11 protein-coding genes are annotated in these 13,992 nt (G+C 65.8%); 5 read left to right on the top strand and 6 right to left on the bottom strand.

Going from position 1 to position 13,992, the window contains the following annotated elements; genetic code table 11:
* Window positions 1–158 precede the first annotated feature (158 nt).
* Genes A9513_RS04285 through A9513_RS04275 form a run of 3 tightly spaced genes read right to left on the bottom strand, consistent with a single transcriptional unit; the run spans window position 159 to window position 1,386 of the window.
* Complete coding sequence (locus tag A9513_RS04285; protein ID WP_024765559.1) at window positions 159–380, bottom strand: VF530 family DNA-binding protein; 222 nt, start codon at window positions 378–380, stop codon at window positions 159–161.
* Window positions 381–439: 59 nt separating this feature from the next.
* Window positions 440–748 (bottom strand): multidrug efflux SMR transporter, encoded by a 309-nt coding sequence (locus A9513_RS04280; RefSeq protein ID WP_024765558.1) that lies wholly within the window; start codon window positions 746–748, stop codon window positions 440–442.
* Window positions 748–1,386: an FMN-dependent NADH-azoreductase gene (locus A9513_RS04275; RefSeq protein WP_024765557.1), complete on the bottom strand. Its 639-nt coding sequence runs from the start codon at window positions 1,384–1,386 to the stop codon at window positions 748–750. The genes A9513_RS04280 and A9513_RS04275 overlap by 1 nt, the downstream gene beginning before the upstream one ends.
* A gap of 151 nt (window positions 1,387–1,537) precedes the next feature.
* Between A9513_RS04275 and A9513_RS04270 the strand changes: the two genes are divergently transcribed.
* Both A9513_RS04270 and A9513_RS04265 read left to right on the top strand, forming a co-directional pair.
* The gene (locus A9513_RS04270) at window positions 1,538–2,452 is read left to right on the top strand and encodes a LysR substrate-binding domain-containing protein (protein WP_024765556.1); all 915 of its coding nucleotides are present in this window, start codon (window positions 1,538–1,540) and stop codon (window positions 2,450–2,452) included.
* Window positions 2,453–2,612: 160 nt separating this feature from the next.
* Window positions 2,613–3,806 carry a sugar transporter gene (locus tag A9513_RS04265; protein ID WP_065084081.1) on the top strand — a complete coding sequence of 398 codons (1,194 nt, stop codon included), beginning with the start codon at window positions 2,613–2,615 and terminating at the stop codon, window positions 3,804–3,806.
* A gap of 266 nt (window positions 3,807–4,072) precedes the next feature.
* Here A9513_RS04265 and putP read toward each other — a convergent pair whose 3' ends face one another.
* A complete protein-coding gene (putP, locus tag A9513_RS04260; protein ID WP_024765555.1) occupies window positions 4,073–5,590 on the bottom strand; it encodes a sodium/proline symporter PutP in 1,518 nt (505 codons plus the stop codon).
* A gap of 786 nt (window positions 5,591–6,376) precedes the next feature.
* Entirely contained in the window at window positions 6,377–7,126 is a 750-nt protein-coding gene (locus A9513_RS04255) for an AraC family transcriptional regulator (protein WP_037012213.1), read from the bottom strand.
* Window positions 7,127–7,375: 249 nt separating this feature from the next.
* Here A9513_RS04255 and A9513_RS04250 point away from each other — a divergent pair, with 249 nt between their 5' ends.
* A complete protein-coding gene (locus A9513_RS04250) occupies window positions 7,376–9,424 on the top strand; it encodes a TonB-dependent receptor (protein WP_065084080.1) in 2,049 nt (682 codons plus the stop codon).
* 3 nt (window positions 9,425–9,427) lie between these two features.
* Here the strand turns inward: A9513_RS04250 and A9513_RS04245 are convergent, their stop codons facing one another.
* Window positions 9,428–10,291 (bottom strand): ATP-binding protein, encoded by an 864-nt coding sequence (locus A9513_RS04245; protein WP_065084079.1) that lies wholly within the window; start codon window positions 10,289–10,291, stop codon window positions 9,428–9,430.
* An 84-nt stretch (window positions 10,292–10,375) separates the two neighbouring features.
* Between A9513_RS04245 and A9513_RS04240 the strand changes: the two genes are divergently transcribed.
* Complete coding sequence (locus tag A9513_RS04240; RefSeq protein ID WP_024765552.1) at window positions 10,376–11,170, top strand: helix-turn-helix domain-containing protein; 795 nt, start codon at window positions 10,376–10,378, stop codon at window positions 11,168–11,170.
* Window positions 11,171–11,299: 129 nt separating this feature from the next.
* Window positions 11,300–13,699: an endopeptidase La gene (gene lon, locus A9513_RS04235; RefSeq protein WP_065084078.1), complete on the top strand. Its 2,400-nt coding sequence runs from the start codon at window positions 11,300–11,302 to the stop codon at window positions 13,697–13,699.
* Window positions 13,700–13,992 lie beyond the last annotated feature (293 nt).

Raw genomic sequence — 13,992 nt, 5'->3', positions numbered from 1 at the left:
ATCCTGCACCGAACGGTCCCCTCTCCCCTTGGGAGAGGGCTAGGGTGAGGGATGGCCCAAGCGCAGAGGTATCTCGTAGGAGCGGACTCCGTCCGCGATCGCCTCCAGTGCGCTGCGGACCCATCGCGGACGAAGACCGCTCCTACGAAAGTCCGACCTCACTTGCCCTGGACGCTCTTCACGTACAACGCCTCGACCTGCTCCCGCGCCCATGGGGTGCGACGCAGGAAGGTCAGGCTGGACTTGATGCTCGGGTCGTTCTTGAAGCAGCGCACGTCGATGCGCTTGGCCAACCCGTCCCAGCCGTACTGCGCCACCAGTTGGTTGAGGATGGCTTCCAGGGTCACGCCATGCAGCGGGTTCTTCGGTTTGTCGTTCATGCTCGGTGCCGTCGGGGAGAATGCGCGGCACCTTACCATCAAGCATCAGCCACCGGCGATCAGGCCCGCAGCCCGGCCACGCCGGCGATGATCAGGGCGACCGACGCCAGCTTGGTCAGCGTCAGCGCCTCGCCCAGCAGGAGGAAGCCGAAGAACACCGTGCCCAGGGTACCGATGGCGGTCCAGATCGGGTAGGCGATGCTCACCGGCAACTGGCGCATCGCCAGGGTGAGGAAGAAGATCCCGCCGATCACCGCGAGCACCGTCACCACGGTCGGTAGCGGCCGGGTAAAGCCCTCGGCGTACTTCATCGACACCGCGAACATCACCTCGAACACCGCCGCCACCATCAGCATCGCCCAGGCCATCACGCACGCGCCCACTCGCTCTCGGCGAGGTCGGCCAAGGTTTGTTCAGCCTGTTGATAGGCAGCGCGGAAGGCCTCGGGATTGCCCTCCTCGCCCTCGGCGGCGATCACCTGTACGTCCTCGATGCCAAGGAACCCCAGCACCACACGCAGCCACGCGTCGGCATGGTTCATCCACTCCAGCTCACCGCCCGGCCCCATGCCGGCGCCACCGCGGCTGGTGATGATCAGCGCCTTGCGGCCCTTGAGCAGCGGCTCGTATTCGGCCTCGCCATCCTTGATGTGCAGGTCGAAGGTGCGGCCGATACGGACGATCTGGTCGACCCAGGCTTTCAGGCCGCTGGGCACGCTGAAGTTGTACATGGGCGTGGAAATCACCAGCAGGTCGTGGGCAAGCAGCTCGTCCACCAGCTCATCGCTCAACGTCAGCTCCGCCTGAAGTTCGGCCGGACGATGCTCGCGCTGCGGATGGAAGGCCGCGGCGATGAAGCCTTCGCTGACGTGGGGCAGATTGGCTCGGCCCACTTCGCGGTGAGTAATGTCCGCGGACGGCAGGGCAGCGAGGAAGCCCTCGGCCAGGCGACGGGAATGGGAACGCTCGGCACGCGGGCTGGCGTGAATGGCAAGAATTCGGTTCATCTGTGACTCCTTCGGTTCGACTTGTTCCAGGTGATTCATCCGTTACACTGGATTGCCACCCTGCTTGCCATCCACGGTATTTTCCGGCGGTTCCCCGGACAACTGAGGGAAACTGCACCCAGATGAGTTCAACTCATCCATGGAGATTTCGATGTTCGCCAACCTGCCCCTGCCCGCCCTGCGTACCTTCGAATCCGCTGCGCGCCAGCTGAGTTTCAAGGGCGCCGCCGAGGAACTGGCGGTGACGCCCACGGCGGTATCCCACCAGGTCCGCGCGCTGGAGGAATGGCTGGGCCTGCCGCTGTTCGAGCGCCTGCCACGCCAGGTGCGCCTGACCGAGGCCGGCGAGCGGTTGTTCCGCAGCCTGCACGGCGCGCTGCTGGAGGTCTCGCAGTCAGTGGACAGCCTGCGTCCGCAGCGCAACGCCAGCAGCCTGACGATCTCCACCACCCCCGCGTTCGCGGCGCTCTGGCTGGTGCCGCGCCTGGGGCGCTTCTATGCGCGCCATCCGCACATCCGCCTGCGCCTGGACAGCCAGTGCGAACTGCTCGACCTGCAACAGGACGCCAGCGTCGATCTCGCGATCCGCTACGGTTTCGGCGAGTACCCGCGCATGCACAGCCAGTTCCTCTTGGCCGAACGCTTCGCCGTGTATGGCGCGCCGGCACTGGTGGCGACCGCCGACGTGGACGTGCCGGAGATGATCAGCGTGCGCTGGTACAACTCCGAGCTCTACGAGCGCGGCTGGAAGGCCTGGTGCGCGGCAGCCGGTGAAGAATGCCTGCTGACCCAGGCGGTACAGCGCGAGTACGAGGAGGAGTTCTACGCCCTGCAGGCGGCCATCGCCGGCCAGGGGCTGGTGCTGGCCAGTTCGCTGCTGGTCTCGGAGAGCGTGGAGAAGGGGCTGCTGGTGCCCTATCGCCCGGAGATCAACGTCCCTGGTGCCAACTACACCGCGCTCTGCGTGCCCGGCCGCGAGCGCCATCCACCAGTGCGCGCGTTCCTCGACTGGCTGGCCGAGGAAGTGGCGCAGGCGGCCGATCCGCTGATCGACAACGCCGCCTGAGCCTGCCGCTGCGCCCGCGCAAGCATCCCTTTGCCGTGCGCGGGCCGGGATGCGTGGTTAGAATTGCACTCCGCCGCTACAACAATTCTTCTTTGCCAGGGACGCGCTACAAGCGTGATCCCAAGGCACGGCCTGAGCCCCCTCTCACCTCAGGATTCCCATGACAACCGCGCAAGCCCCCCGTACCGGCAGCTGGCTGAACGTCATCGCCCTGGCCATCGCCGCCTTCATTTTCAATACCACCGAGTTCGTCCCGGTGGGCCTGCTCAGCGATATCGGGCGCAGTTTCGACATGCGTCCGGAACAGACCGGCCTGATGCTCACGCTCTACGCCTGGGTGGTGTCGCTGGCCTCGCTGCCGCTGATGCAGCTGACCCGCAACATGGAACGCCGCCGCCTGCTGGTGGTGATCTTCTGCCTGTTCATCGTCAGCCATGTGCTCTCCGGTTTTGCCTGGAACTTCACGGTGCTGATGATCAGCCGCTTCGGCATCGCCTTCGCCCACGCGGTGTTCTGGTCGATCACCGCCTCGCTCGCGGTGCGCGTGGCGCCACCGGGCCAGCAGGCGAAGGCCCTCGGCCTGCTGGCCAGCGGGACCATCCTGGCGATGGTGCTGGGCATTCCGCTGGGCCGCGTGCTGGGTGAAGCGATGGGCTGGCGCACCACCTTCCTGGCAATTGCCGGCGTCTCGGTGGTCGTGGTGCTCTGGCTGGCCCGCGCGCTGCCGCTGCTGCCCAGCCAGAACTCCGGGTCGCTGCGCAGCCTGCCGCTGCTGCTGCGCCGCCCGGCGCTGGTGTCGATGTATGTGCTGACCGTGCTGGTGATCACCGCGCAATTCACCGCCTACAGCTACATCGAACCCTTCGCGCGGGAGATCGCCGCGCTGGACAGCCAGAAGACCACGCTGCTCCTGCTGCTGTTCGGCGGCGCCGGGATGTTCGGTTCGATCCTCTTCAGCCGCTACAGCGAGCGCTTCCCGCGCGCCTTCCCGTGCATGGCCATCGCCGTGCTCGGCAGCTCGCTCCTGCTGCTGATGCCGCTTTCCCATTCGCCCACGGCACTGCTGGGCCTGAGCCTGTTCTGGGGCGCGGCGATCCTCTGCTTCGGCCTGGCGCTGCAGGCCAAGGTCCTGCAACTGGCCCACGACGCCACCGACGTGGCCATGGCGATGTTCTCCGGCCTGTACAACGTCGGTATCGGCGGCGGCGCGCTGCTGGGCAGCCGCGTGGCGGTGGGCATGGGGCTGGAGTGGATCGGCTATGTCGGCGGTGCGCTGGCGGTGGTCGGCCTGCTGCTGTGCCTGTTCGCCTGCTGGCGCTATGCGGCGGCGATGAGTGGCAACACCTCGCTCTGATCGCCCCACGCCGGATTTGCCAACCAGCGTAGGAGCGGACTCCGTCCGCGATAGGTTCCGGGAGCATCGCGGACAAAGTCCACTCCTACGCACAGGTCAGCACGGAGCCATGACCTGTAGGAGCGAGCTTGCTCGCGAACCTGCCCGACACCCACGGCATCAAGGGGGTTCGCGAGCAAGCTCGCTCCTACAGAAAAGCCAATCCTGACGCCACAAAAAAGGCCGCGCCCCTTGCGGGAGCGCGGCCTTTTTCATTCAGCTCAGGATCAGCGGCTGGTCACGGCAGCACCGGCCGGCTGAGTCGCCTCGGCGTATTCCGCCTCGGCTTCCTCGAAGCGCTGGATCATCGCCTTCGACGGTGCCGAGCCGATCAGGCTGAACACCACGATGGAGAGGCTGGAGAGAATGAAGCCAGGAATGATCTCGTACAGGCCGAGCCAGCCGAACTGCTTCCAGACGATCACGGTGACCGCACCGACGATGATGCCGGCCAGCGCGCCGTTGCGGGTCATGCCCTTCCAGAGCACGGAGAACAGCACCAGCGGACCGAAGGCGGCACCGAAGCCGGCCCAGGCGTAGGACACCAGGCCCAGGACGCGGTTTTCCGGGTTGGCAGCCAGTGCGATGGACACCAGCGCCACCAGCAGCACCATGGCGCGACCGACCCAGACCAGCTCGAGCTGGCTGGCGTTCTTGCGCAGGAAGGCCTTGTAGAAGTCTTCGGTCAGCGCCGAGGAGCACACCAGCAGTTGGCAGCTCAGGGTGCTCATTACCGCGGCGAGGATGGCGGACAGCAGCACGCCGGCGATCCACGGGTTGAACAGGATCTTGGCCAGTTCGATGAACACACGCTCGTGGTTTTCACCCACCGCGCCAGCCTGCTCCGGGTGCGCCTGGAAGTAGGCGATGCCGAAGAAGCCCACGGCGACGGCGCCACCCAGGCAGAGGATCATCCAGGTCATGGAGATGCGGCGGGCAGCCGGGATCGACTTCACCGAATCAGCCGCCATGAAGCGCGCCAGGATATGCGGCTGGCCGAAGTAGCCCAGGCCCCAGGCCATCAGCGACAGCACGCCGACGAAGGAAGCGCCCTTGAACATGTCGAAGTTGGCGGCGTCCTTGAGCTCGATGGCAGCGAAGGTCGGTTCCACGCCACCGGTGGCGAACAGCACGATCACCGGGGTGAGGATCAGCGCGAAGATCATCAGCGAGGCCTGCACGGTGTCGGTCCAGCTCACCGCCAGGAAGCCACCGACGAAGGTGTAGGCGATGGTCGCGGCGGCACCGGCCCACAGGGCGGTCTCGTAGGACATGCCGAAGGTGCTTTCGAACAGGCGGGCGCCGGCGACGATGCCGGAGGCGCAGTAGATGGTGAAGAACACCAGGATCACCAGCGCCGAGATCACCCGCAGGATGCGGCTGTTGTCCTCGAAGCGGGTGCTGAAGTAATCCGGCAGGGTCAGCGCGTTGCCGTTGTGCTCGGTGTGCACGCGCAGGCGCCCGGCGACGAACAGCCAGTTCAGGTAGGCGCCGCAGATCAGGCCGATGGCGATCCAGCTTTCCGAGATGCCCGACAGGTAGATGGCACCGGGCAGGCCCATCAGCAGCCAGCCGCTCATGTCCGAAGCACCGGCCGACAGCGCGGTGACGAAACTGCCGAGGCTGCGGCCACCGAGGATGTAGTCGGAGAAGTTGTTGGTCGAACGATAGGCGGCCAAGCCGATCAGAACCATGGCCGCGATGTAGATCACGAAGGTGATCAGTGTTGGCGTGTTGACGCTCATGGGGGCTCCCCTACAGCTTGTTTTTATCCAGGTTCGCGGGGTATCGCGAACCCTTGACTGGCAGCCGGCGTGGTTGACGCCGACCGGTTAGCGCTTGCTCACAGGCAAACCGGGTTGCGCGTGATGCCAAACAGGCACCGAACCTCTACGCGTCCCGACGCAGGCACGCCCTCATCCTTGCTGGCGTCATCCTGCAGCCGCCGTCTCACCACGGCGACTTCCGCCCCGCTTTCGCCGGTAGGCGAGGTGCGGGGCGTTTTCCGGGCGTTGCCCGGTCATCCCTCAGGCGCCGGAGTCGGCGTCCTGCTCCCGTCGAGTTATCTCCAGCCGCACAATACGGGGCTGGCGACGAAGCTCATCGGCAGTGACTGAAATTGAGCACACGCACGCATGAAAAAGCGGCAGGGAGTGGCCGGCGCGCGAGGGCGCGGATTGTACAGAAAGCAGGCGATGCGGTTGCACCGGTCCGACCGGTGACGGCGCGAGGCCACGGGCAGGCGCTGCAGGCCGGGCCGTGAAGGAAGTGGCGCGGCCAGGTGCAGGCGCGCGACAGGCAAAGACAGAACCGGTGATGGGCATGGCGCCCCTCCCGCGTATCGAGCTGGCTGTTGTTCTTGGTCTGACCGGGTTGCACCTTGGAACACCAGCAACGCGGTGGGCGGACTCTATGGGTTGCACCCAAAGGAATTCTTGCTGAAAGCTCTGGAGTTCTTGCAAAAGACTCCGGCGCCCGAAGGGCAATACCTGTCCATTCGATCAGTAATTCACGGCGCGCAGGCCCGCAATTCAGCAGCGGCGCAGGTTGCCGGGGGTCAAACCCAGGTAACGACGCATCGCGGTGGTCAATGCGCTCTGGCTGGAGAACCCACATTCCCCGGCTACGCCGACCAATGGCAGCTCGGTTTCCCGCAGCAGGCGCGCGGCGCGGTCGAGGCGCTGGCGCAGCAGGTACTGGTGCGGCGTGAGGCCGACACGGTCCTTGAACTGCGCATGGAAATGGCTCGGACTCAGGCAGGCGACCTGCGCCAGCTCCGCCACGGTAATGCGCCGGGAAAGGTGCTCGGCGATATAGCCGTCCAGCCGCTCCAGGTCCAGCGGCCCGTTGCGCGGCGCACGGTCTTCGCCGAACAGCCGCAGGTGCAATGCTCGCAGCAACACGCCGCCCAGGGCACGGGCGAGCAGCGGGTCATCGCCGTAGCGGGCGATTTCCGCCCCGGCGTAGCTGAGCAGGTTCTGGAAGTCCGCATCCAGCGTCGGGTAGCGCGGCATTTCGAACAGCCTCGCCAGCAATTCGCGGTCCTGCTCGCCGGTACCTGCCTCGGTCAGATCGACGATCAGCATCCGGTTGTCGCCCAGCCCGGCGAACTGGTGCCCGACATCTCCTGGCACCAGGCATGCGCGCATACGGCAGACCTCGCCGGCGGTACCGCCTATCTCGAACTCCGCACGGCCGCTCAGGGACATCACCAACTGGTGATGGTCATGGGCGTGCTGGTCAGCCTGGTCGGGCAACGTGGCGAGACGGGTATCGAACATGGCGCGATCTGATCAAATTTTGAGCATGGTACGAAAATTCCATCGACCTGCCCAGCCAGCAGGTGCAACCCGGCGCAACTCAGCACCGGACTCCGCACGAAATCATCTAAGCAGGAAAGTCTTGCTAACCGATGAATATGTTATGTTATAACAAATAACACTTCCCCATTTTCCTCTTCCCGCCGCCTGGCACATCCCTGACCACGAGGGAGGGGTTCGCTTTGCCAGAAGAAAAACCAGGAGTTCGTCATGTCCCCATCCCTTCCCCGTCCACGCTGGCGTTTCGCACCGCTGGGCATCGCCCTCTGCGCCGGTGCGCCTTCGCTGGCCGATGCCGCCCCCACCGAACTGGAGCCGCAGGTGATTACCGCCAACCCGCTGGGCGATTCCTCCCCCGCGGCGCCCAGCAGCGTGCTGCAGGGCGACGAACTGACCCTGCGCCAGAAAGGCAGCCTGGGCGAAACCCTCAATGGCACGCCGGGCGTGTCCTCCACCTGGTTCGGCCCCGGCGCCAGCCGCCCGGTGATCCGCGGCATGGACGGCGACCGCATCCGCATCCTGCGCAATGGCGTCGGCGCGCTGGACGCCTCGTCGCTGTCCTACGACCACGCCGTGCCGGAAGACCCCAACGTGGTCGAGCGCATCGAGGTCGTGCGCGGCCCGGCCGCCCTGCTCTACGGCGGCAACGCCATCGGCGGCGTGGTCAACAGTTTCGACAACCGCATTCCCAGCGAAGCGGTGGACGGCATCCACGGCCAGGGCGAGCTGCGCTACGGCGGCTCGGACACCACCCGCAGCGCTGCCGGCGCGCTCGAAGCCGGCGACGGCAACTTCGCCCTGCACCTCGACGCCGGCTCCCGCGAGTTCAACTACTTGCGTATCCCCGGCTACGCCCACTCGGCGCGCCAACGCCAAGTGGACGGCGACGACTCGAAGCACCGCGTCAACAATAGCGACGGCCGCCAGGACAGCGGCGCCATCGGCGGCAGCTACCACTGGGATCACGGCTATGCGGGCCTGTCCTACAGCGGCTACGACAGCAACTACGGCTCGCCCGCCGAGGACGACGTACGCCTGAAGATGCAACAGGATCGTTACGCCTTCGCCTCGGAAATCCGCGACCTCGACGGCCCCTTCAGCTCGGTGAAGCTGGACGCGGCCTACACCGAGTACCAGCACAAGGAAATCGAAGACGGCGAGACTGGCACCACCTTCAAGAACGACGGCTACGAGGCGCGTATCGAAGCCCGGCATAAACCGATCGGACCAGTGGAAGGCATCGTCGGCGCGCAGGTCGCCAACAGCCGCTTCTCCGCGCTGGGCGAAGAGGCCTTCGTGCCGCATACCGAGACCGACAGTGCAGCGCTGTTCTTCCTGGAGAACTGGCAGGCCACCGAGCGCCTGGCGCTGAACCTGGGCGGTCGCGCCGAGCACACGCGCATCGACCCCAATGCCAAGGACAACGAGCGTTTCGCCGAAAACGACGGCTCACGCAGCTTCACTGCCGGCAGCCTGTCCAGCGGCGCGGTGTACAAGCTGACGCCGATCTGGTCGCTGGCCGCCACCCTGGCCTACACCGAACGCGCGCCGACCTTCTACGAGCTCTACGCCAACGGCGCTCACGCGGCCACCGGCACCTATGAAGTGGGCGACGCCGACGCGAGCAAGGAAAAAGCCGTTTCCACCGACCTCGCCCTGCGCTTCGACAGCGGCCGGCACAAGGGCAGCGTCGGCGTGTTCTACAGCCGCTTCTCCAACTACATCGGCCTGCTGGCCAGCGGTCGCTACCGCGACGAGGAAGGTGCGGTGGTGGATGCCGGTGACGACGAAGCGCTGCCCGAATACCTCTACAGCGGCGTCAAGGCCGACTTCTACGGCGTCGAGGCGCAGGACCGCATCCACCTGCTGGACAGCCCCTACGGCCGCTTCGATCTGGAACTGTCCGGCGACTACACCCGAGCCAAGAACAAGGACACCGGCGAAGCGCTGCCGCGCATCGCCCCGCTGCGCCTGAACAGCGCGCTGCTGTGGGAACTGCAGCAATGGCAGGCGCGGGTCGACGTGGAATACGCCGCCGACCAGAACCGCGTGCCGGAGAACGAGCTGCGCACCGACGGCTATACCACCCTCGGCGCCAGCCTCGGCTACCGCTTCGATCTGGGCGACAGCCGCTGGCTGGCCTTCGTCAAGGGCGAGAACCTGACCAACCAGACCGTGCGCTACGCCAGCTCCATCCTGCGCGACAGCGTGCCGGCTGGCGGGCGTGGCATCCAAGCGGGGGTAAAAGTGGCGTTCTAAAGGCTAAGGCCGACGCCCGGCGAAATCCCGGGCGAACTGCGCGGCGATCCGCCCGGACCGCGACCCGCGATGGGTCGCCCAGCGGATCGCCGCCTGTACCCACTCCTCCTGCGCAACGCCGCCCAGGCCGTGGTATTCCAGCCAGCGCGCGACCGCCTCCAGGTACTGCTCCTGGCTGAAGGCATAGAAAGATATCCACAGGCCGAATCGCTCGGAGAGCGAGATTTTCTCCTCCACCGCCTCGCCCGGGTGCAACTCGCCGCTCTCGCTGCGCTGGAAGGCCAGGTTGTCCTCGGCACGCTCGGCGAGCAGATGGCGGCGGTTGGAGGTCGCGTAGATCAGCACGTTGCCGGACTGCCCGGACACCGAGCCGTCGAGCACGGTCTTCAGGCCCTTGTAGCCGGTCTCGCCATCCTCGAAGGAGAGGTCATCGCAGAACAGGATGAAGCGCTCCTGGCGATGGCGCAGCAGGTCGATGATCTGCGGCAGGTCGGCCAGGTGTTCCTTGTCCACCTCGATCAGGCGCAGGCCTTCGGCATGAAAGGCGTGCAGGCAGGCCTTCACCAGCGAACTCTTGCCGGTGCCGCGCGCGCCGGTCAGCAGCACATTGTTGGCCGGGCGACCGGAGACGAACTGGCGGGTGTTCTGCTCGATCAGCGCCTTCTGCCGGTCGACATTGCGCAAGTCGTCAAAGGCGATCAGCGCCGGCTCGATCACCGGCGTCAGGCGCGGCTGGCCCTGGCGGTATTCCCAGAGATGGGCGATAGCGCCCTCTTCCAGCGCCAGCTCGGCGCGCGCCGGCAGGGATTGTTCGAGCAGACTGGCGATACGAGCCAGTTGCTCGGCGATTACGGACAGGTCGGTCATGGCGGGATCATCGAAGCAGATGGGGACTGTTCATCAGCCTAACGATGGAGGAAAGTGGTCGTCTAACGACAAACAGGCATCCAGATGCTTAAAAAGGACATTCCACCTCAAGCCGTGGAAAACCACGGCGACGAACGGGCCGCCAGTCCGGTGGCCGCTGTCGCCCTGGATTTCCCCGACGGCCATCAGGTGCCCGCGCACAGCCATCACCGCGCGCAGCTGCTCTACGCCGTGCGCGGCGTGCTGGTAGTGGGTAGCGCCAGCGGTCAGTGGGTAGTGCCGGATAACCGTGGCCTGTGGATACCCGCCGGCGTGGAGCACTGGACGCGCATGGTCGGCGACGTGCGGGTACGCACGCTCTACGTGGAGCCGGGCAGCGCCCCGCACCTGCCGCCGGATTGCTGCGTGCTGGCGGTCTCGCCGTTGCTGCGCGAGCTGATCCTGGCGGCGCTGTCGATCAGTGGCGAGGTGCTCCCCGACTCCCGTGACGGTCGCATCCTCGGCCTGATGCTGGACGAGCTGCGTGAAGACCCCATGCTGCCCTTGCACCTGCCACTGCCCGCGCATCCGCGGCTGCGCGCGCTCTGCCAGGCCATCCAGGCGCAGCCCGGCGACAACGCCAGCCTTGCCGACTGGGCGGCCCGGATGAGCGTCGACAGCAAGACGGTACAACGCTGGTTCTTCGCCGAAACCGGGCTGACCTTCGGCCAATGGCGGCAGCAGGCACGCCTGCTGACTGCGCTGGAGCGGCTGGCGCAGGGCGAGAGCGTGCTCAGGGTGGCACTGGAAGTGGGCTACAGCACACCCAGCGCTTTCAGCGCGATGTTCAGCCGCCAGTTCGGCCGCCCGCCCAGCGACTTCCTGCGGTCGCGCCGCTAATCCGCTCCTAAGCTCCACTCTCACACAATGGGTTGTAACACCTTCGGATACATCCATCGAAGCAATGGGATTGAAACCCTGGGTCGGTTTCCCCATCTAGACTGTCATGTTCAATCAGTCAGGTGCCTCATGAGCGACCACGACGAGATTCACGATATTCACAGCGCCGAAGAGGTCAGCAACACCGGGCTGGTGTTGCCGGGGCAGAACCTGCCGACCACGGTGTACGTCATCCCGATCCACAACCGCCCGTTCTTCCCGGCGCAGGTGCTGCCGGTGATCGTCAACGAGGAGCCGTGGGCGGAGACGCTGGAACTGGTCGCCAAGACCGAGCACCACAGCCTGGCGCTGTTCTTCATGGAGAACCCGCCCGACGACCCGCGCCACTTCGATCCGGACAGCCTCCCCGAGCACGGCACTCTGGTGCGCGTGCACCATGCGAGCCGCGAAGGCGGCAAGCTGCAGTTCGTCGCCCAGGGCCTGTCGCGCGTGCGCATCCGCGGCTGGATCAAGCGCCACCGGCCGCCCTTCCTGGTGGAGGTGGAGTATCCGCACACTCCCAGTGACCCCAGCGATGAGGTGAAGGCCTACGGCATGGCCTTGATCAATGCGATCAAGGAACTGCTGCCGCTCAACCCGTTGTACAGCGAAGAGCTGAAGAATTATCTCAACCGCTTCAACCCCAACGACCCGTCGCCGCTGACCGACTTCGCTGCTGCGCTGACCACGGCGCCGGGGTCCGAACTGCAAGGCGTGCTGGACACCGTGCCCATGCTCAAGCGCATGGAGAAGGTCCTGCCGCTGCTGCGCAAGGAAGTGGAAGTCGCGCGCTTGCAGAAGGAGCTGTCCGCCGAGGTCAACCGCAAGATCGGCGAGCGCCAGCGCGAGTTCTTCCTGCAGGAACAGCTGAAGATCATCCAGCAGGAACTGGGCATCACCAAGGACGACAAGAGCGCCGACTCCGACGAATTCCGCGCGCGCCTGGAAGGCAAGACCCTGCCCGAGCAGGCGAAGAAGCGCATCGACGAGGAACTGAACAAGCTGTCGATCCTGGAAACCGGTTCGCCGGAATATGCTGTCACGCGCAATTACCTCGACTGGGCGACCTCGGTGCCATGGGGCCTGATGGGTGTCGATAAGCTCGACCTCAAGCACGCGCGCAAGGTGCTGGACCGGCACCATTCGGGGCTGGAAGACGTGAAGGACCGAATCCTCGAGTTCCTCGCGGTGGGCACCTTCAAGGGCGAGATCGCCGGTTCCATCGTGCTATTGGTGGGCCCGCCCGGCGTGGGCAAGACCAGCATCGGCAAGTCCATCGCCGAGAGCCTGGGGCGGCCGTTCTATCGCTTCAGCGTCGGCGGCATGCGCGACGAGGCCGAGATCAAGGGCCACCGCCGCACCTACATCGGCGCCCTGCCCGGCAAGCTGGTGCAGGCGCTCAAGGACGTCGAGGTGATGAACCCGGTGATCATGCTCGACGAGATCGACAAGCTCGGCAGCAGCTACCAGGGCGACCCCGCCTCGGCGCTGCTGGAGACGCTCGATCCGGAGCAGAACGTGGAGTTCCTCGACCACTACCTGGACCTGCGCCTGGACCTGTCCAAGGTGCTGTTCGTCTGCACCGCCAACACCCTGGACTCCATCCCCGGCCCGCTGCTGGACCGCATGGAAGTCATTCGCCTGTCCGGCTACATCGCCGAGGAGAAGCTGGCCATCGCCAAGCGTCACCTGTGGCCCAAGCAGCTGGAAAAGGCCGGCGTGCCGAAGAATCGCCTGTCGATCAACGACGCCGCCCTGCGCGCAGTGATCGAGGGCTATGCCCGCGAGGCCGGCGTGCGCCAGCTGGAGAAAGTGCTCGGCAAGCTGGTACGCAAGTCGGTGATGAAGCTGCTGGAAGACCCGGACTCGGTGGTGAAGATCGGCGCCAAGGACCTGGAGGAGTACCTGGGCAAACCGGTGTTCCGCACCGAGCAGGTGCTCTCCGGCGTCGGCGTGATCACCGGCCTGGCCTGGACCAGCATGGGCGGCGCGACTCTGCCCATCGAGGCGACGCGCATCCATACGCTGAACCGCGGCTTCAAACTCACCGGCCAATTGGGCGACGTGATGAAGGAATCGGCGGAAATCGCCTACAGCTACATCAGTTCGAACCTGAAGAAGTACGGCGGCGAGTCGACCTTCTTCGACCAGGCCTTCGTCCACGTGCACGTGCCGGAAGGCGCCACGCCCAAGGACGGGCCCAGCGCCGGCGTCACCATGGCCAGCGCCCTGCTGTCCCTGGCGCGCAACCAGGCGCCGAAGAAGGGCGTAGCGATGACCGGCGAGCTGACCCTCACCGGCCAGGTGCTGCCGATTGGCGGTGTCCGCGAGAAAGTCATCGCGGCACGCCGGCAGAAGATCTTTGAGCTGATCCTGCCCGAACCCAACCGCGGGGATTTCGAGGAACTGCCGGAGTATCTGAAGGAAGGGCTGACGGTGCATTTCGCCAAGCGCTATGGGGACGTGGCGAAGGTGTTGTTCCCGGGCTGACTGGCTGCGCCCAGCTGATCGCGGGCATGCCCCGCTCCTGCAGCGGATTCGAGCTGTAGGAGCAAGGGGGACGCCCAGTTCTTGCTCGCGAACCCGGCGCCGCTGCGATGCGGTTCGCGAGCAAGCTCCTACACGAAAGCATGCCCTGCCCGCTGGCTTTGGCTTTGGCTTTGGCTTGAGTGGACTTCCAGAGAAACCACCACACACTCCGAACTGCCCCTTTCAGGAGGCCTCGTTGAAGCGCAGTTTCAGGGGTTGAGCGACATGGATGTCGCGAGAGCCACGATGGGCCA

The organism is Pseudomonas sp. AU12215 (assembly GCF_001675465.2).
In the GTDB taxonomy this organism is placed as follows: Bacteria; Pseudomonadota; Gammaproteobacteria; order Pseudomonadales; family Pseudomonadaceae; genus Pseudomonas; species Pseudomonas nitroreducens.
Note: the sequence above shows the minus strand (reverse complement) of the source record. Positions and strands in the feature narration are given on the sequence as shown.